This window comes from Janthinobacterium sp. GW456P (genome assembly GCF_002127655.1).
Taxonomy (GTDB): Bacteria; Pseudomonadota; Gammaproteobacteria; order Burkholderiales; family Burkholderiaceae_D; genus Janthinobacterium.
The window spans coordinates 44,018-61,862 of the sequence record NZ_NEHB01000003.1 but is presented as its reverse complement, the minus strand read 5'-3'; the positions used below and the strand labels follow the sequence as shown (position 1 = coordinate 61,862).

General features: G+C 64.8%; 16 protein-coding genes. 9 read left to right on the top strand and 7 right to left on the bottom strand.

Annotation, left to right across the window (positions count from 1 at the left end):
* The 3 genes from CBW66_RS04275 to CBW66_RS04265 all read right to left on the bottom strand — a co-directional run bounded on the left by CBW66_RS04275 (position 1) and on the right by CBW66_RS04265 (position 3,508).
* Positions 1-354, bottom strand: a complete 354-nt coding sequence (locus CBW66_RS04275) for a hypothetical protein (protein ID WP_086136752.1) — start codon at positions 352-354, stop codon at positions 1-3.
* Entirely contained in the window at positions 351-1,919 is a 1,569-nt protein-coding gene (locus tag CBW66_RS04270) for an EAL domain-containing protein (protein ID WP_086136751.1), read from the bottom strand. Before CBW66_RS04270 ends, CBW66_RS04275 begins: the two co-directional genes overlap by 4 nt.
* A gap of 92 nt (positions 1,920-2,011) precedes the next feature.
* Positions 2,012-3,508 (bottom strand): MFS transporter, encoded by a 1,497-nt coding sequence (locus tag CBW66_RS04265; protein WP_086136750.1) that lies wholly within the window; start codon positions 3,506-3,508, stop codon positions 2,012-2,014.
* 63 nt (positions 3,509-3,571) lie between these two features.
* On the opposite strand from CBW66_RS04265, the gene CBW66_RS04260 reads away from it, so the two are divergent.
* Positions 3,572-4,468 carry a LysR family transcriptional regulator gene (locus CBW66_RS04260; RefSeq protein ID WP_086136749.1) on the top strand — a complete coding sequence of 299 codons (897 nt, stop codon included), beginning with the start codon at positions 3,572-3,574 and terminating at the stop codon, positions 4,466-4,468.
* Between the two features lie 2 nt (positions 4,469-4,470).
* Here the strand turns inward: CBW66_RS04260 and CBW66_RS04255 are convergent, their stop codons facing one another.
* Complete coding sequence (locus CBW66_RS04255) at positions 4,471-5,040, bottom strand: XRE family transcriptional regulator (RefSeq protein WP_086136748.1); 570 nt, start codon at positions 5,038-5,040, stop codon at positions 4,471-4,473.
* A gap of 102 nt (positions 5,041-5,142) precedes the next feature.
* Here CBW66_RS04255 and CBW66_RS04250 point away from each other — a divergent pair, with 102 nt between their 5' ends.
* On the top strand, positions 5,143-5,673 hold the full coding sequence (locus CBW66_RS04250) for a GNAT family N-acetyltransferase (protein WP_086136747.1): 531 nt from the start codon (positions 5,143-5,145) through the stop codon (positions 5,671-5,673).
* A gap of 27 nt (positions 5,674-5,700) precedes the next feature.
* On the opposite strand, the gene CBW66_RS04245 is transcribed toward CBW66_RS04250, so the two are convergent.
* From CBW66_RS04245 to CBW66_RS04235, 3 genes are all read right to left on the bottom strand, one after another.
* Positions 5,701-6,891 carry a low temperature requirement protein A gene (locus CBW66_RS04245; protein WP_086136746.1) on the bottom strand — a complete coding sequence of 397 codons (1,191 nt, stop codon included), beginning with the start codon at positions 6,889-6,891 and terminating at the stop codon, positions 5,701-5,703.
* A 62-nt stretch (positions 6,892-6,953) separates the two neighbouring features.
* Positions 6,954-7,907 carry a 2-hydroxyacid dehydrogenase gene (locus tag CBW66_RS04240; RefSeq protein ID WP_086136745.1) on the bottom strand — a complete coding sequence of 318 codons (954 nt, stop codon included), beginning with the start codon at positions 7,905-7,907 and terminating at the stop codon, positions 6,954-6,956.
* A 243-nt stretch (positions 7,908-8,150) separates the two neighbouring features.
* Positions 8,151-8,822, bottom strand: coding sequence for a hypothetical protein (locus CBW66_RS04235; protein ID WP_139841553.1), 672 nt, complete (start codon positions 8,820-8,822; stop codon positions 8,151-8,153).
* Between the two features lie 231 nt (positions 8,823-9,053).
* Between CBW66_RS04235 and CBW66_RS04230 the strand changes: the two genes are divergently transcribed.
* The 7 genes from CBW66_RS04230 to CBW66_RS04200 all read left to right on the top strand — a co-directional run bounded on the left by CBW66_RS04230 (position 9,054) and on the right by CBW66_RS04200 (position 17,795).
* Positions 9,054-11,270, top strand: a complete 2,217-nt coding sequence (locus tag CBW66_RS04230; RefSeq protein WP_086136743.1) for a TonB-dependent siderophore receptor — start codon at positions 9,054-9,056, stop codon at positions 11,268-11,270.
* An 85-nt stretch (positions 11,271-11,355) separates the two neighbouring features.
* Positions 11,356-12,228, top strand: a complete 873-nt coding sequence (locus tag CBW66_RS04225; protein ID WP_139841552.1) for a hypothetical protein — start codon at positions 11,356-11,358, stop codon at positions 12,226-12,228.
* An 83-nt stretch (positions 12,229-12,311) separates the two neighbouring features.
* Positions 12,312-13,439, top strand: a complete 1,128-nt coding sequence (locus CBW66_RS04220; protein WP_170932813.1) for a sensor histidine kinase KdpD — start codon at positions 12,312-12,314, stop codon at positions 13,437-13,439.
* A gap of 169 nt (positions 13,440-13,608) precedes the next feature.
* Positions 13,609-15,078: a circularly permuted type 2 ATP-grasp protein gene (locus CBW66_RS04215; RefSeq protein ID WP_086136740.1), complete on the top strand. Its 1,470-nt coding sequence runs from the start codon at positions 13,609-13,611 to the stop codon at positions 15,076-15,078.
* Positions 15,072-16,016: an alpha-E domain-containing protein gene (locus tag CBW66_RS04210; protein WP_086136739.1), complete on the top strand. Its 945-nt coding sequence runs from the start codon at positions 15,072-15,074 to the stop codon at positions 16,014-16,016. Before CBW66_RS04215 ends, CBW66_RS04210 begins: the two co-directional genes overlap by 7 nt.
* On the top strand, positions 16,016-16,825 hold the full coding sequence (locus CBW66_RS04205; protein ID WP_086136738.1) for a transglutaminase family protein: 810 nt from the start codon (positions 16,016-16,018) through the stop codon (positions 16,823-16,825). Before CBW66_RS04210 ends, CBW66_RS04205 begins: the two co-directional genes overlap by 1 nt.
* A 91-nt stretch (positions 16,826-16,916) precedes the next feature.
* Entirely contained in the window at positions 16,917-17,795 is an 879-nt protein-coding gene (locus CBW66_RS04200) for a peptidase (RefSeq protein ID WP_086136737.1), read from the top strand.
* Positions 17,796-17,845 lie beyond the last annotated feature (50 nt).

Genomic DNA, 17,845 nt, shown 5'->3' with positions numbered 1-17,845 from the left:
TCACACCGCCGGGTCTTGCATGAACTGCTCGACCCGCGCGACAAACGCCGCCTTGCTGCGCGTGCGAAATTCACCGAGGAAAGCGTCGCTGCCCTGGACGATCTTGCCGTGGCGGTCGTACGCCACCTTGCCCATCTCCAACACGAACTCGCCCTGCGGATCGTCCTCGGGCTCGAAGTGCGAATTGAAGCAGTAACCGCTGTCGCGGCAGCTGCCCCACAGCAGCAAAGCGCTGCTGAACCACTGCATGGTGTCCGGCCCTGGCTCGACCTCGAACAGGGTGTTGACGGTAATGTGCCAGCCGCCCGGTACGCGCAGCGGCTGCAAGGGATAGGGAAAGCGTGGCTGTTTCATGTGTCGGATGGCGCGCGGCGCGTGCGGTAGAAAGCAAGGAAGTCGGAGGCCGGCAGCGCTTTCGCAAACAGCCAGCCCTGGCCGAATTCTACCTTGCGTTCCAGCAGATAGTCGGCTTGCTGCTGCGTTTCGATGCCTTCGGCCACGATCAGCATGTGCAGGGTGCGCGCCATGTCGATGATGTGCGGCGTGACGCTGCTGGTGGCGGCGTCCGTGCCGATGGTGTCGACGAAGGATTTGTCGATCTTCAAGGCATCGAGCGGCAGGTTTTGCAGGCTCGACAGGCTGGAGTATCCCGTGCCGAAGTCGTCGATGGCCACCGCGTGACCCCGTGCGCGGGCTTTTTCAATGGTGGCGCGGGCCGCCTCCACGTTGATGAAGCCCCGCTCCGTCGCTTCCAGCCAGATCTGCTGCGCTTCGATGCCGGTGCCGTCCAGCGCGCGTTCCAGCACGTCGAGCACCCGGCCCGTTTCGATGTCGCTGGCGCACAGGTTGATGGCGATGTGCAATTCGCGGTCGGCCAACAGCGCGGCGCGCATGTCGGCGATGACGCAAGCGATCACCTGGTCCGTGATGGGCAAGATGAGGTCGCTTTCCTCGGCCACGGGGATAAACAGGTCGGGCCGTATCATGCTGCCGTCGGGACGGCGCCAGCGTATCAGCGCCTCGGCGCCCACGCACACGCCCGTGTCGAGCGCAATAATCGGTTGATAATGGACAAAGAACTCGCGCCGCTCGACCGCCGTTTCCAGCTCGCCGCGCAAGGACAGGCGCCGGCGCGACAGCCATACGACGATGCCGAAGATAAAGGCGGCCATCAGCAGGCCCAGCGGCAAAAGCAGCAGCTGTTCACGGCGCAGCCTGTCGTTCAGCTTGCTGCGCGGCGCTATCATGACGGCGGTCAAACCATCGCGGTACAGCATCGCATGGATGCTGCCGTCGTGCGCCGCGTCGCCCGTCGCCGGCAGCCCGGCGAGCAAGCTTTGCACCAGCGCGGGGTCGGGATGGTGCAAAGTATCGAGCACACCCTGCTTGCCGATGGCCACGGCCATCTGGATATCGCTGTCGACGATGACGTCGGAAAAACGCACGGGATCGATCAGCACCTTATAGGCGCGGTAGGACAGCCCCACCATGCGCTTGCCGCCGCTGACGACGGGCCGCAGATTGAAATCGAGGCCCATGCCGTTGGCCAGGGTGAAATCGGCGGGCGTGACGGCGATGCGCGTCTCTTCGCGGCCCGTGGACGTGCATTTAAGCACGCCATTTTCCACGTAGCCGATATCGTCGATGCTGCGCGTGGTGATGGTGATGCGGCGCAATTGCTGGATATGCGCTTCCGTGCACGGCGCCAGATCCAGCGCGTCGGCGCTACGCAGGGCGACCCCGGCCGAGGCGATGGAGCGGTGGGCGCGCTCGAGCGCGTAGCCGGCCAGCACGCGCAAGCGTTCCTGCTCGCCCTGCTCGGCGCGCACGGATGACAGGTAAAAGGCCAGGCTCAGGGGAGCGGCCACGCCGATGACGGCGACCAGCACGCTGGTGATGATAATGCGTTTTCTGCGCATGCGCTTACCTGCGGTAGTTATATGATTGCCATGTATTTCTCGAAGGCATCATATTACAAGTGCGGGCGGCGCACGCGCATATTGCTGAACAGTTACACTTTTTCCAGCGGCCGCGCCAGCACGAAGACCAGCGCCGCCACCACGGCAGCCAGGCCGCCAGCCAAATACAGCACGCTGGCAAAGCCGTCGATGAAGGCGTGGCGCGCCGCTTCCTGCGCTACGGCCTGCATGGCCGGCGGCAGCTGGCCGAAGGCCTCGGCCGCGTTGCCGGCGACGATGCGCCCGATCATTTCGGGCGAGGCTTTCAAGCCGTGCAGCCACGCCAGTTGCTCGAACGACGCCGCCGTACGCATGGCCAGCACGGCGCCCAGCGCACCGACGGCCAGCACGATGCCGACGAAGCGCGTGGTGGTGCTGATGCCGGAACCCATGCCCGTGCGCTCGCGCGGGATGCAGGCAAGGATGGCCTTTTGCGTGGTGCCATTGAGCAATCCCGCACCCGCGCCCGTGACGACCATGCCGGCCGCCACCCAGCCATACTGCAGGCTGGCGGCGGCGAGCGCCGTGGCCACGTTGCCCGCGGCAACGATCAACAGCCCCGTCACGAGGATGCCGCGGTCGTCCAGCACCCGCATGGCGCGCGGCGCCAGCCGCGACAGCAGCACCATGGCGACGGCGAACGGCAGCATGGCGCAGCCGGCCAGCACGGCGGAAAAGCCGAAAGCGTTCTGCAGGTACAGCGGCAAGAACGTCATCATCACTTGCGCGGCGATGGCGTAGCCGAACATGCCCAGCACGGCGCCGACGAAGACGCGCCGGCCAAACAGGGATAAATCGACCATCGGCGCGCGCTGGCGCCGCTCCGCCAGCACGAAGACCAGCAGCAGCGCCGCGCCGGCCGCAAAGCGCAGCACGGTGGCACTGCTGGACCAGCCCGCCACGCTGGCGTCGATCAAGCCCCAGATGATGCAGAACAGCCCGGCGGAAAACAGCAGCGCGCCCAGTGGATCAAAACTGGCGTTGGACGCGTCCTTCGATTCGTCCACGTGCTTGCCTACCAGCCACATCAGCAGGGCGACGACGGGCAGGTTCAGATAGAAAATCCAGCGCCAGTTGATGGCGCTCGTGACCAGGCCGCCCAAGAGCGGCGCCACCGTCATGGCCACGCCCATGGCCGCGCCCCACACGGACCAGGCGCGCGCCCTCTCCTTTTCCGCGTGAAACGTGTGGCCGATGACGGCCAGCGCCGATGTCAGCAGCAGCGCCGCACCCAGGCCCTTGACGGCGCGCGCCACGTTGAGCACGAACGGCGTCCACGCCAGGCCGCACAGCAGGGACGCCAGCGCGAACACGGAGAGACCATACAGCATCACCTTGCGGCGTCCCAGGCGGTCGGCAATGCTGCCGGCGGGCAGCAAAAACGAGGCGAACGCCAGCATGTAGGCGCTGACCACCCATTCCACGTCGACGAAGCTGGCATTGAGCGAGCGGGCGATCGAGGGTAGCGAGACGGCGACGACGTTGGTGTCGAGCATGATCAGCGCGCACACGCCCGAGCAGGTATACAGGGTCCAGTTGGTATTTTTCATGCCCCGATTGTAAGCAGGCCGATATTATTTCCTGTTATAAGATAAGCGCCATATAATTCACCCATGGTGAATACACTCAAAGACTTGGAATTGCGGCATTTCCGCTGCGTGCTGGCCGTCGCGCACAGCCTGCACTTCGCGCGGGCCGCCGCGGAACTGGGCATTTCGCCGCCCGCCCTGACCAAGCAGGTGCAGGAAACGGAGCAGCTGCTGGGCACGCGGCTGTTCCAGCGCAGCAAGCGCGCCGTGTCCCTGACGGCGGCCGGGGAATTGTTCGTGCTGGAAGCGGCACGCGCGCTGGAGCAGCTGGCGCAGGCGCAGGACGTGGCGCGAAGGGCGGGACGGGGCGAACTGGGGCGGCTGGAAATCGGCTACGTGGCCTCGGCCGCGTATTCCGGTGTGCTGCAGAGCCAGTTTGCCCGCTTTCGCGCCAGCCACCCCGGCATCCATATCAGTGCGCGCGAATACGCGATGGATGCCCTGCCCGGCTTGCTGGACCAGGGCCGGGTCGACCTGGCCTTCGTGCGCCCGCCCCTGCACTTGCCGGACGGACTGGACAGCGTGGTCTTGCTGCGCGACCGCTTCGTGCTGGCCGTGCAGGCCGACAGCCCGCTCGCCCGGCAAGAAATAGCGGGGCCGGCCGCGCTGGCGCAGCAGGCGTTCATCGTGCCGGAACAGGAATTGGGGACATTGGAGGCGAGCCGGCGCGGCGGCTTTGCGGCGCAGGTGGTGTCGCGCCCGGGCAGCCTGGTGGCCGTGCTGACGGAAGTGTCGCTGGGCGTGGGCTGCGCCATCGTGCCCCATTCCGTAATGGCCAGCGTGCAATTGCCCGGCGTGGTCTTTCGCGAGCTGGAAGGGCCGCAGATCAGCTCGGAAATCGCCGTGGCCTTCCGCCGCCATGAACAGGCGCCCGCCGCGCGCGCCTTCATCGCCCAGCTGCGCGCGGCGGCGCTGGCCTGAGCTCAGCCGTTTTTCAATACCGCCACGGCGTAGGTGCAGGCGGTGGCCGCTTCATTGCGGAACACGCAGTCGGCGGGCGGCCCCAGTTCCAGGCAGTCGCCCTCGTCCAGCACATGGCGGGTTTCTCCTTCGACGAAGACGAGGCTGCCGGACAGCGACCAGATCAGCTGTCTGCGCGCCACATAGGCGGCAGCCGGCATGGCCACCACGGCGCCCGGCGGCAAGGTAATATGCACGAGGTCGAGCGGCATGTCGGACGCGGGCGACACATGGCGCCGTACATAGCCGCTCTGCGGATCGGTCCACACGGGCTGCTCAAGCTTGCGCAGCAAGCGCCCTGCGCGCATCTCGGCGCGGGCGATCAGTTCGGACATGCTCAGGCCGAAGGCGCCCGACAAGCGCGCCAGCAAGGTGGCCGTGGGACTGCAATCGCCCCGCTCCACCTTGTGCACCATGGCGCGCGACACGCCCGAGCGGGCCGCCAGTTCCGTCAGCGACCAGCCCAGGTTTTCCCGCTCGAGGCGCACCCTGGCGCCGATGCGCTGGTTCAATTCGTCTGGTTTAGTGGACATATGTCGGCTTCTATTCCGGTTTCCATTCGATTTTATTGGACAAGGTGTGGGCGGCAATCTATGATTTGTCCATTATAGTGGACACTTGACGAGGAGAGCAACATGCACATACGCGATGCCCACGCGGGCGATATCGGGGCCATCACGGCCATCTACAACGATGCCGTCAGCCATACCCTGGCCATCTGGAATGAACGGACGGTCGATGCGGCCAACCGCGCCGCCTGGCTGGCCGACCGCCAGCGGGCCGGCTATCCCGTGCTCGTCGCCATCGATGCAGAGGAAAAGGTGGCCGGCTACGCCACGTTCGGCGACTGGCGCCCGTTCGAGGGTTTCCGCCATACGGTCGAGCATTCCGTGTATGTGCGCGCCGATCGTCGTGGCGCCGGTGTCGGCAAGGCCTTGATGGGGGAACTGATTATGCGGGCGCGCGGCCTGGGCAAACACGTGATGGTGGCGGGCATCGAGGCCGGCAATGCCAGCTCGATCGCCCTGCACAAGCAGCTGGGCTTCGAGGAAGTGGGCTTGATGCGCCAGGTGGGCACCAAGTTCGGCGCCTGGCTCGACCTGGCGTTCTTGCAGCTGCAGCTCGATGCGCGCAGCGATCCGGACGACATCGCGCCGGCCGGATAAGGCCGGGCGGACGTCAGGAATTGCGCATCAGGGATCGATGTCCGGTGGCGGGCGGCGCAGCGCCATGTGCTCCCACACGGCTACCAGTACCAGCACGCAGCTCGTGATGCAGGCCAGGATCAAGGGCGAATACAGGCGGCCGTAGGCCATCGGGATCAACGCCAGGATGATCAAAATGCCCAGCAGATGCGACAGCGGCGGCGCGGCACGGTCGCTGCTGACCCATTTGAACAGCGCATTGCCCAGCAGATACAGGATCGGGCCACCCAGCAAGGCGCTGATGCCGGCGAAGCTCGCCTCGTCCGGATGCACGAGGGCCAGCTCATCGGCCACGGCGGAAACGATCACACCGCCCACGATCAGCACGTGGATATACGTGTACGCCTTGCGGGCGATGCGTCCCGGGTCTTTCGAGTGGGCGATGCGGTGGTGGCCCGCTTCGGCGCCCGTGTCGAAATAAATCCACCACATGGCGATGCTGCCGACCAGGGCCGACAGGAAGCCCAGCCAGTTGCCGGCCGTCCATTCCAGGCCCGCGAAGGTGGCGCCCGTCACCAGCAAGGATTCGCCGAGGGCGATGATGACGAACAGGCCGCAGCGTTCGGCCATGTGGCTGCCATCGACGTCCCAGTCGGCCGTCGTCGAGCGCCCCAGGCCCGGTATGCCGAACAGCATCCAGGGTCCGGCCAGGTCGATCAACAGGGCCGCGGCCCACCAGAAGATGCGCTGCTCGGGCGACGCGATGCCGCCGGCGATCCAGAAGATGCCGGATAGCACGGCCCACAGGGCGATGCGCTGGAAATTGCGGCGGCGCGCCAGCGCTTCGTGACGCACAGCCCACCAGGCGAACAGGGGCCGGCCCACCTGCATGGCGACGTAGGCACCCGCAAAGCCCAGGCCCCGCGTGCCGAACGCTTCCGGTATCGAGGCCGACATGATCAGCCCGCCCAACATCAGCGCAAACAGGCTGATGCGTACAGGAATGCGCTCGGGGTCGAGCCAGTTGGTGATCCACGAGGTGAATATCCACACCCACCAGACGGCCATCAGCAGCAAGCCCGTCTGCAGCCAGCCCATGGCGCTCAGGTGCGCCAGCAAGCCGTGCGACAGTTGCGTGACCGCAAACACGAACACGAGATCGAAGAACAGCTCGATCATGCCCACCTTGCCGCTGTCCAACCCGCCGCGCGTGCGCAACAGCGATTTACTTAATTCCATAGCTACTCTTTCATTCATGCTTGATTAAAACGGTTCATCCTGGACGTGGCCGGCCGGCAGGTCTACAACTTTACTGGTGTCAACAAGGGCAAGCCGGCGAAGTGGGCAGCCAGGTTATCGACGACCAGTTGCCCCATCGCATGGCGCGTTTCCACGGTCAGGCTGCCCACGTGCGGCGTGAGCACCACGTTGGGCAAGGTGCGCAAGGCGTTTGGCACGCGCGGTTCGTCCGCAAACACGTCGAGGCCGGCCGCGCCCAGGTGGCCATCCTGCAAGGCGGCGATCAGGGCGTCTTCGTCGATCAGGGCGCCACGGGCGATATTGATCAGGGTGCCTTGCGGACCGAGCGCGTCGAGCACGGTGCGGTCGACGATCTTGCGCGTGGCCGGCGTGCCCGGCGCGCAGACGATCAAATAATCGCTTTCCTGCGCCAGGGCCAGCAAGGACTCCGCGCGCGGCACGCTGGTGCCGGCAATGGCGCGCGGCTGGAAGTAGCGCACATGGATGCCGAAGGCGGCCAGGCGCAGTGCGATGGCTTGCCCGATCTGGCCGAAACCGAAGATGCCGGCCGTCTTGCCGCGCAAGGTAGATGCGGGGGCGATGGCCTCGCGGCGTTCCCAGCCCCCATCGCGCAGGTAACGGTCGAGTGCCACGACATGCCGCGCGCTGGCCAGCAGCAAGGCCAGGGCCAGGTCGGCGACGTCGTCCGTCAGCACGTTCGGCGTGGTCGTAACGGCGATGCCGCGCTCGCGCGCCACGTCGAGCGCCACGCCATCGAGGCCCACGCCATTGACGGCGACGATTTCCAATGCGGGTAGCAAGCCCATGTCGGCGGCGTTCAAGCCCAGCGCGCCCGTGGTGACGACGGCGCGGATGGCCGGCGCCCGCTCGGCCAGCCAGGCGTGACGCTCGTCCGCCGGCACTTGCCAGGCATGGTGGCAGGTATATTGCTGTTCCAGCTGCGCGTTGACGGCAGCCGAAGGGCTGGGAGCGAGGATAAGGATTTCGGGGAGCATGGGCGTCCTGGGTCGTGTCGACAAGATTTGCAGACGCAACTTAGCATATTTGAGACCCAGCCGGGGATGGCATCCCCTAATTCCAACCCTAAAACCCTGCACATCGCGCGGTCTATGCCGGCGTCGCGCTGCCCGATTCCATCGCAGGTCGGCTTAGCCCGCAGGGCGTAAGCCGACAAGCGCTCCCACGCAGCTTGTCAGATGACGCTGCGCTAATCTGACCTACGCAGCCGTCAATCCGGCTCAACCAGGGCAAGGCACTCTTTTGACCTTGCCGCCCGTCTTGAACGGATCGGCTCCCGCGCCCGGGTTCGCATCCAGCCCAAAGCACGTGGCGCCGCCGGGGTTGACGACGCGCGTGGCGGGACGCCCATCGGCCGTCAGGTATTCCTCTACGCGGATGACGGGGCCGCCGCGCCAGGCGGAGGCGACCTGTTTCTGGAACGCACTGTCGCCTTTGAGGTCGGCCGCGGCCAGCCATGGCTGTTGTTGCTTGAGTTCGCCACGCAAGGCCTTGTCGGCGGCGCCCGCGGCCAGCCGGGCGCGCGTGCGCAAATCGGGGCCAGCTAGCGCGTTCGGGGGCGCGGCGGACAATTCCTCGGCGGGCATGGTGATGGCTTCTGCTGTCACGGGCGGCATGTCAGGCACGACGGACGGAACCTGAGCCCGCGCGCGCGGCACGGGAATCGGCATGGGGGACGGCATGGCCATCGGCGGCGCCGGCGGCGTGGGCCGGGGCGGCAGCAAGGTCATGAAGGCCACTTCCGTGTATTGCTTGAGCTGCCGCGCCGGCAGCAGCAGGAAATACAGGCCCAGCGCGTGCATGGCCAGGATCAGCGCGACGGCCACGCCTTTCAGGCTCAAGCCCCGCCGCATGCGCATGGAAGTGGACTGTAGATGGCGGTGCAATGACATGCGGTTTCCTGTGGGCGCCGGGCGCGATGGCTTATTTTATCGAAACTTGACCATAGACATTAATAAATCCATAAGGTATCGGCTGGTGCGCCTTTTTACGCCAGATTCCAGTACCCAGGCGGGTCGGCTGTTGTAAAAATGGCGAGTTACGACAGCATTCTCACACTTTTCCACATCCCGCGCCGCTCTGGAATATAATGATAATCATTCTCATTAATATCCAGATAAGACATGCGCACCTTCCCTCTCGCCCCCACGCCCTTCGCCCTGGCCGCTTTCCTGCTGGCCAGCAGCGCCCATGCGCAAACCATCGCCACCACGGCATCGGCCGGCGACGCGCCAACCATGCCCACGGTCGTCGTGAATGCTTCGGCCGACGCCTCGGCGCAAGGTTTGTCGAAGGCGTATGCGGGCGGCCAGGTGGCGCGCGGCGGCCGCATGGGCATTCTCGGCTCCGTGGACATGATGGACTCGCCCTTCGGCAGCACCAGTTATACGCAGCAATTCATTGCCGACCAGCAAGCGCGCAGCGTGGGCGACTTGCTGCAGAGCGATGCCGCCGTGCGCATGTCTCGCGGCTACGGCAATTTCCAGGAAGTGTATGTGATCCGCGGCTTCGCCCTCGATTCCGATGACGTCGCGTACAACGGCCTGTACGGCGTCTTGCCCCGTCAATATGTCTCGCCGGAACTATTGGAACGCGTGGAAGTGTTCCGCGGCGCCAGCGCCTTCCTCAACGGCGCGGCCCCGGGCGGCAGCGGCATTGGCGGCGCCATCAATCTGATGCCCAAACGCGCCGGCAACGCGCCGCTGACGGAACTGACCGTGGGCGTGGAATCGGGCGGCCATGCCTACGCGGCTGTCGACGTGGCGCGCCGCTTCGGCGAGCACCAGGAATTCGGCGTGCGCGTGAACGCCGCCAAGCGCCAGGGCGAAACCGGCATCAAGCGCGAAGACCACGACGTGGGCATGTTCTCGGTCGGCCTCGATTACCGGGGCCGCGGCTATCGCTTGTCGGCCGACGCCGGCTACCAGAATTTCGATTTGACGGCGCCGCGTCCCTCCGTCAATACGGGCAGCCTGACGGCCTTGCCAGGCGCACCCGATGCGTCGAAGAACTTTGCCCAGCCATGGAGCTATTCGAAGGAGCATGACGTGTTCGGCACGGCGCGCGCCGAAGTCGACCTCGCCAGCGATGTGGTGGCCTGGGCCGCGTTCGGCAGCCGCTCGACGAACGAAGCGAACAGCCTGGCCCAGCCGACGTTGAGCTCGCTCAATGGCGATGCCAGCGTGTACCGCTTCGACAATGCGCGCAAGCAGGAAATCCGCACGGGAGAACTGGGCGTGCGCGGAAAACTCAATACCGGCACCGTCCGCCACACCCTGGTGGCCAGCTGGTCCGGCCACTGGAATGAGGCGAAAAATGCGTATGCGATCAGCGATTACGCTGGCTTGCCGACAAATATCTATCGTCCGCTGGACGTGGCCATGCCACCCACCCTGCCCGCGAACTCGGGTGGCGTGATGAGCGACCCGCGCCTGACGCAAAAGACTATCCTCAACAGCTACGCCGTGGCCGATACCATGGCCTTCCTCGACGACCGGCTGCTGCTGACCGTGGGCCTGCGTCGCCAGCAGATCCGCGATGCGGCGTATGCCTATGGTACGGCCGTGCAATATTCCAGCTATGACAAGAGCGCCACCACGCCCGTGGCCGGCATCGTCTACAAGGCAGGCAAGAACGTGTCGCTGTACGCCAACTACATCGAGGCGCTGGTCAAGGGGCCCGTCGCCAGCGGTACCTACTTCGATGGCAAGGAAAACCAGCTGGTCAGCAACCATGGCGAAGTCTTCGCCCCATACAAGTCGAAGCAGAAGGAAATCGGCATCAAGTATGACGGCGGCCGGCTGGGCATGAGCGCCGCGCTGTTCTCGACGGCAAAACCCTTGCCGGCCATCGTCGGCTCGCGCGCCACGCTGTCGGGCGAACAGCGCAACCAGGGCCTGGAACTGTCCGTCTTCGGCTCGCCGATGGCGGGCGTGCGCCTGCTGGGCGGCCTGACGTGGCTCGATACGGAACAGCGCAAGACGGACAAGCCCGCCAACAACGGCAAGAACGCCATCGGCGCGCCCAAAACACAGCTCAGCGTGGGCGGCGAATGGGACGTGCCCGGCGCGCCTGGCCTGAGCCTGAATGCCCGCACCGTCTACACCTCGACGCAGTATGCGGATCTGGCCAACAGCAAGCAGCTGCCATCGTGGACCCGCGTCGACATCGGCGCGCGCTACCTGACGCAGGTGGCGGGCCATGACGTGACCTTGCGTGCGCGCATCGACAACGTGGCCGACCGCAGCTATTGGGCCTCGGCCGTCTCCTCGTTCGACGCGGGCAGCCTGGTGCTGGCCGCGCCGCGCACCTTCGTCGTGTCGGGCAGCGTGGCGTTTTAACCCGGCCGACGCGAAGCTGCCGCTTCTCTTGGCAGCTTCGCGTGCGCGCCTGTGCCAACGGCCGGATTTGGGCGACAATGCCCGCATGAAACTCCCTGCCCTGCTGTTACTGCTCTGCATGTCCCTGCCCGCCGCTGCGCAAAAGCAAGCCGCCTGCCCTTACGCCGCCTGGAAAAGCGGCTTCAAGGGCGATGCGCGGGCGCAAGCCACGTGTCTGCTGCGCCCCGTGAAACTGTATGCGCGCCTGGGCGACAGCGCGCCGCTGCCGGCCTTTCTTGCCGGGCACGTCGGCCAGCGCACTGGCATCGACCCCATCGCCCTGCGCGCCTGGCTGGCCGGACAAGGCATCGCCGAGGCGGACGCGGGCGGCGCCGTCGATGCACCACTGTCGCGCGCCGCGGGCCGGCTGGCCGCGCCCATGGCCCGCTATTTCGTCATCCACGACACCAGTTACCCGAATTTTCTCAACGAAACCATTCCCGGCCACATCAACGACGCCAGCTGGGACTTCAACGACTTCAGCTTGCGCAATCCGGCGCTGGGCGGCGGTCCGAAAGGCCATGTCTACGTGAACCGCCTCGGCGCTTCCTTGGCCGTGCGCGACTTCGGCACGCCCGGCTACGCCAGCAAGCTGGAAAAGGACAAACCGTCGCTGACGGGATTGTTCCTGCACGTGGAATTGGTGCAGCCGCGCCGCTCGGTGCCCGGCGGCGGCAAGGGCAACGACGGGCTGGCGCCCGATCCCGGCTTTACTCCCGCGCAATACGAGCGACTGGCCCTGCTGTACATCGCCGCCAGCGTGCGCAAGGGCACGTGGCTGATCCCCGCCTTCCACGCCGTGCTCGATACGGGCTTTGCGAATGGTCATGACGACCCGCAGAACTTTTCGCTGGAGCAATGGGATGCGGCCCTCAGCCATTTGAGCGCCGTCATGACAGGCGCCCGCGCGCCAAATTGAACACCACCTGCGCGCCGATTTGGAGGATACTGTAGCTCCCGCCTTGCATCGCGCGGATGCCGGGATGTCGATGGGGAGCCGCGATGACCTATGCCTCTGACCAGAAAATGCATGCGCTGGACATGCCCGCGCGCACGCGGCGCATCTTCAGCATGCGCGATGCCGTGCTGACGCAGTGGGAACACGAAGTGCGCGCCAAGGTACGCGGCGCCGACGCCTTGCTCACGCCTATCCTCATCAACACCTTGCCCGCCTTCTTCGACAACCTGGCCGAAGCGCTCACGCCCGGCTATCCGCGCGACAATGCCGCCAGCAATACCAACGCCCCGGCCGTGCATGGCAACGAACGGGCGCGCATGACCAGCTATGGCCCGGAACAGGTAATCCAGGAGTACCAGATTTTCCGCGACTGCTTCGCCGATGCGGCCCTCGAGGCGGGCGTACCGCTGCGGCGCCGGGACTGGAAGATCATCAATGCCTCGATCGATACGGGCATCCGCGAAGCCATCCTGGAATTTACCGCCATGCACGATAGTTTTCAGCGCCGCATCGCCGCCGGGCTGTCGCACGACATGCGCAATCCCCTGTCCGTCATGCTCAACAGCGCCCAACTGCTGCAGCGGCGCCCGCAGCAGCTCGATGTGCCGGCCCTGGCGTCGAAAATCATCGAGCACGGCAAGCGCCTCGACGAGATGATCCAGGAGTTGCTCGATACGCTCAGCTACCACCGGGGGCAAAAGCTGCCGCTGGTGCTGCAGCGCTTCGATATCCTGCCGCTGGTGCACAAGGTCGGCGATAGCGTCAATACGGGCCATCCCGGAAAATGCCAGGTCACGGGCGTCTCTGTCACCGGCTGGTGGTGCGAGAATTCGCTGCGGCGGGCCCTGGAAAACCTCGTGGGTAATGCCGTCAAGTATGGCGACGACGGTCCCATCCATATTCATGTCGACAGTTTGCGCGAACGCATGATTTTGAGCGTGCACAACACGGGCAGCAACATCGCGCAGGAACAGACCGAGCGCATTTTCGAATACCTGCGCCGCGAGCACGAAGGCAACGCGCCCGGCTGGGGCATCGGCCTGCCCTTCGTGCAAAACGTGGCGGAAAGCCACGGCGGCAGCGCGCTGGTCGACAGTGCGCCGGAAACGGGCACCACGTTTACCATCGACCTGCCGATCGATTGCCGGCCCTTCGTCACGCCGGACGCCTGATCGCAGCTGCGCCCCATCTGCCTGCAAAATCGCTGCCGTAGCGCACCAAAGCGGTGCGAATGACGGTTTTACGCCACAAAAGTGGTCATTTTTTTATGCTTTCGGGTGTACCCCATTGGCACGCTTCCTGCTGAGCAATAGTCAGACACGGCTCAAGGGAAATCACAACATGGCAAATTTTTTCAATGAAATGACTGCAGATGACGTGGGTACGGACAGCAAGGTACGTGAACACTATCGTGAATTCAACAACTGGCTGGAACAGCAATCGCCCGAAACCATCGCCCACAAGCGGGCCGAAGCCGACCTGACGTTCCGCCGCGTCGGCATCACGTTCGCCGTCTACGGCGACGATGCCGGCACGGAACGCCTGATTCCATTCGACACCATCCCGCGCATCATCCCCGCCGCCGAATGGGCGCAGATGCAGACGGGCCTGGTCCAGCGCGTGCAAGCCTTGAACATGTTTATCCATGATATTTATCATGAGCAAAACATCATCAAGGCGGGCATCATTCCCGCCGAACAAATCTACAAGAATGCCCAGTACCGCCCGGAAATGCAGGGCATTGCCGTCGCCTCCGACATTTATGCGCACATCGCCGGCGTCGACATCGTGCGCGCGGGCCAGGGCGAATTCTATGTACTGGAAGACAATCTGCGCGTGCCCTCGGGCGTGTCCTACATGCTGGAAGACCGCAAGATGATGATGCGGCTGTTCCCGGAACTGTTCGCGCGCAACCGCATCGCGCCCGTCGACCATTACCCGGACATGCTGCTCGACAACCTGCGCTCCGTCGCGCCGATGGGCGTGGACGACCCCACGGTCGTCGTCATGACGCCGGGCATGTACAACTCCGCCTATTTCGAGCACGCTTTCCTGGCCCAGCAGATGGGCGTGGAACTGGTCGAGGGCAAGGATTTGTTTGTCAACGACAACTCCGTCTACATGCGCACCACGCGCGGCCCCAGGCGCGTCGACGTCATCTACCGCAGGGTCGACGACGACTTCCTCGATCCGCTGGCCTTCCGCTCGGATTCCTCGCTGGGCGTGCCGGGCCTGCTGTCCGTCTACCGCGCGGGACGAGTCACCTTGGCCAACGCCATCGGCACGGGCGTGGCCGACGACAAGTCGATCTACCCTTTCGTGCCCGACATGATCAAGTTTTACCTGTCGCAGGAGCCGATCTTGAACAACGTGCCCACCTACCAGTGCCGCAAGGCGGCCGATCTGTCCTACGTGCTGGCGAATTTGCCGAAACTGGTGGTCAAGGAAGTGCATGGCGCGGGCGGCTACGGCATGCTGGTGGGGCCGGCGTCGAGCGCCGCGCAGATCGAGGATTTCCGCCAGCGCCTGCTGGCCAATCCGGGCGGCTACATCGCCCAGCCGACACTCGCCCTGTCGGCCTGCCCCACGTATGTCGAGGCCGGCATCGCGCCGCGCCATATCGATCTGCGCCCGTTCGTGCTGTCCGGCAAGACGATTTCCATGGTGCCGGGCGGCCTGACCCGCGTGGCGCTCGGCGAAGGCTCGCTGGTCGTCAATTCCTCGCAGGGGGGCGGCACCAAAGATACCTGGGTATTGGAAGCCACATTATCAGAAGAAAAAGCAGCTTTTGCAGGAGAGAAAACATGCTGAGCCGCACCGCCGATCATTTGTTCTGGATGGCCCGCTACACGGAGCGGGCGGAAAACACGGCGCGCATGCTGGACGTTAACATGCAAACGTCCATGCTGCCCCAGTCCGAACAGGACGCGGAACAGGGCTGGCGCGCCACACTGGGGATTTCCGAGCTGCAAAGCGCGTACGACCATAAATATGGCCGCTTCCACACGCGCGACGTGCTCGATTTCATGGTGCGCGACCCGAACAACCCCTCGTCCATCCTCGCTTGCCTGACGGGCGCGCGCGAAAATGCCCGCGCCGTGCGGGGCACCCTGACGACCGAAGTGTGGGAAATCCAGAACGCCACCTGGCTCGACATGCAGAAACGTTTGAAAAGCAATCTGCTGGAAACGGACCCGAGCGCCTTCTTCGAATGGGTCAAGTACCGCTCGCACCTGTCGCGCGGCGTGACCCTGGGCACCATGCTCAAGGACGAGGCCATCCACTTCATCCGCCTCGGCACTTTTCTCGAGCGGGCCGACAATACGGCGCGCATCCTCGACGTGAAGTTCCATGGCGCGCGCGACACCTCGAAAGACATCGCCCAGCGCGATTTTTACTACTGGGCGGCCCTGCTGCGCTCCGTTTCCGGCTTCGAGATTTACCGCAAGGTGTACCGCGACGTTATCACCCCGGCGCGCGTCGCCGAATTGCTGATGCTGCGCGGCGACATGCCGAGGTCATTGCTGGCCTGCATGGATGACGTGGTGGAAAATTTGAAGCATATCCGCAACGACGTATCGGCCGATACGGAGCGGTTCGCCGGCAAGCTGCATGCAGAGCTGAAATTCGGCCATATCGACGACATCATGAAGGCCGGCTTGCACCATACCCTGACGGAGTTTCTAGAAAACATCTATGAGCTGGGCAACCGGGTCAGCCGCGACTTCCTCGTTCCCCTGGCGGCCTGATGCAGCTCACCATCCGCCACGCCACCCATTACGCCTACAGTGCACCGCTGGCCTACACCATCCAGCAGCTGCACCTGACGCCGCGTATCGAGCCGCAGCAGCGGGCACTCTCCTGGCAAATCACGACGCCTGGCCAGTGCCACGCCTATACGGATGCCTACGGCAATCTGTCGCACATGCTGACGATCAACGGCAGCCACCAGTCGCTGAGCCTGGTCGCCCAGGGCGTGGTGGAAACCATCTACCCGCACAAGGGACGGCTGAACCTGGTCGACACCTTGTCGCCGCTCTTGTTTACCATGCCAACGCCGCTGACGGCAGCGAACCCCGCCATCGTGGACCTGGCGGCCGCCAGCCTGCCGGACCGCCGCATGAGGGCCGGCACGGGCCATTTGCTGCGCCTGGCCGAGCACATCGTCGGCAAGGTGGCGTATGAAAGCGGCGCCACCATGGTCACCACCACGGCCGGCGACGCCCTGGCCCTGGGACGCGGCGTGTGCCAGGACCACGCGCATTTGTTCCTCGCCTGCTGCCACGCCTGGGGCATCCCGGCCCGCTATGTGTCCGGCTATATCGATCCGGGCACGACGGGCCACGCGGCCAGCCACGCCTGGGTCGACGCCTGGACGGAAGACACGGATTTCGCGGGCTGGGTCAGCATCGACGTCACGCATGCGCGGTTGATGACGGACGCGTATTGCCGCCTGGCCATCGGGCGCGACTACGATTCGGCCGCGCCCGTGCGCGGCGTGCGCCAGGGCGGCGGCACGGAAACCCTGCGCGTGGACGTGCAGATCGTGCCCGTGTAAAGCGGCAGGAATGAGGCTGGCCGGGGCTTGCGGCGGATATTCAAGCCCCGGCTGGTGTAGAATGCTACCCCTTTTGATTTGATTTACGACGATGACTTATTGCATAGGCATGCGCCTGAACGAAGGCCTGGTCTTCCTGTCCGACTCCCGCACCAACGCCGGCGTGGACCAGGTGGGCACCTTCCGCAAGATGAGCGTGTTCGAGAACCCGGGCGACCGCATGCTGGTCCTGATGACGGCCGGCAACTTATCGATCTCGCAGGCGATCCGCCAGATCGTCTCCGAACACGTCGATGCGGACGGAAGCAGCATCTGGAACGTGCCCAGCATGTACGACGCGGCGCGCATCGTGGGCGAAGCCGTGCGCACCGTGCACCTGCGCGAAGCGAAGGCCCTGGCCGACTGCGGCATCGATTTCAATGTCAGCATCATCCTGGGCGGCCAGATAGGCGCCGAGCGTTGCCGATTGTTCCAGGTGTATTCGGCCGGCAATTTCATCGAATCGCACGACGAAAACACGTATTTCCAGATCGGCGAAGCGAAATATGGCAAGCCCATCATCGACCGCGTCGTCAACCCGTTCACGCGCCTCGATGAAGCGGCCAAGTGCGCACTCATTTCCATGGATTCCACCTTGCGTTCGAACATTTCCGTCGGCTTGCCGCTCGACCTGCTTGTCTACGAGACGGGCAGCCTGGCCGTCACGCGCTTCGTCACCATCGATGAAAAGAACCAGTATTTCCGCATGATCCGCGACACCTGGGGCGAACAATTGAAACATGTTTTCGAGGGCATCGTCGATCCCGTGTGGAACGCGGCACCCGAGACCACGACGAACGTGCTGTCGTCCGCCAACATGCACAGCAAGCCCGTGCGCGTGGCCATCCCCGAGCACGTGAGCCGCGGCGGCCTGACGCTGGCCCCTCTGCAATCCCTGGCGCAGCAGTTCAGCGACGACAAGCAGCATTGATCTGCCGCGCACCGCCTGCGCGCGGTGCTGGACAAGTCGCTTTTTGCGTG

Excerpts from the sequence above, each read along its gene's own strand:
- CBW66_RS04200 (WP_086136737.1), top strand. The coding sequence starts at position 16,917 with ATGACTTATTGCATAGGCATGCGCCTGAACGAAGGCCTGGTCTTCCTG.
- CBW66_RS04270 (WP_086136751.1), bottom strand. The coding sequence starts at position 1,919 with ATGCGCAGAAAACGCATTATCATCACCAGCGTGCTGGTCGCCGTCATC.
- CBW66_RS04265 (WP_086136750.1), bottom strand. The coding sequence starts at position 3,508 with ATGAAAAATACCAACTGGACCCTGTATACCTGCTCGGGCGTGTGCGCG.
- CBW66_RS04215 (WP_086136740.1), top strand. The coding sequence starts at position 13,609 with ATGGCAAATTTTTTCAATGAAATGACTGCAGATGACGTGGGTACGGAC.
- CBW66_RS04205 (WP_086136738.1), top strand. The coding sequence starts at position 16,016 with ATGCAGCTCACCATCCGCCACGCCACCCATTACGCCTACAGTGCACCG.
- CBW66_RS04255 (WP_086136748.1), bottom strand. The coding sequence starts at position 5,040 with ATGTCCACTAAACCAGACGAATTGAACCAGCGCATCGGCGCCAGGGTG.
- CBW66_RS04275 (WP_086136752.1), bottom strand. The coding sequence starts at position 354 with ATGAAACAGCCACGCTTTCCCTATCCCTTGCAGCCGCTGCGCGTACCG.
- CBW66_RS04230 (WP_086136743.1), top strand. The coding sequence starts at position 9,054 with ATGCGCACCTTCCCTCTCGCCCCCACGCCCTTCGCCCTGGCCGCTTTC.
- CBW66_RS04210 (WP_086136739.1), top strand. The coding sequence starts at position 15,072 with ATGCTGAGCCGCACCGCCGATCATTTGTTCTGGATGGCCCGCTACACG.
- CBW66_RS04220 (WP_170932813.1), top strand. The coding sequence starts at position 12,312 with ATGACCTATGCCTCTGACCAGAAAATGCATGCGCTGGACATGCCCGCG.
- CBW66_RS04250 (WP_086136747.1), top strand. The coding sequence starts at position 5,143 with ATGCACATACGCGATGCCCACGCGGGCGATATCGGGGCCATCACGGCC.
- CBW66_RS04245 (WP_086136746.1), bottom strand. The coding sequence starts at position 6,891 with ATGGAATTAAGTAAATCGCTGTTGCGCACGCGCGGCGGGTTGGACAGC.
- CBW66_RS04260 (WP_086136749.1), top strand. The coding sequence starts at position 3,572 with ATGGTGAATACACTCAAAGACTTGGAATTGCGGCATTTCCGCTGCGTG.
- CBW66_RS04240 (WP_086136745.1), bottom strand. The coding sequence starts at position 7,907 with ATGCTCCCCGAAATCCTTATCCTCGCTCCCAGCCCTTCGGCTGCCGTC.
- CBW66_RS04235 (WP_139841553.1), bottom strand. The coding sequence starts at position 8,822 with ATGTCATTGCACCGCCATCTACAGTCCACTTCCATGCGCATGCGGCGG.
- CBW66_RS04225 (WP_139841552.1), top strand. The coding sequence starts at position 11,356 with ATGAAACTCCCTGCCCTGCTGTTACTGCTCTGCATGTCCCTGCCCGCC.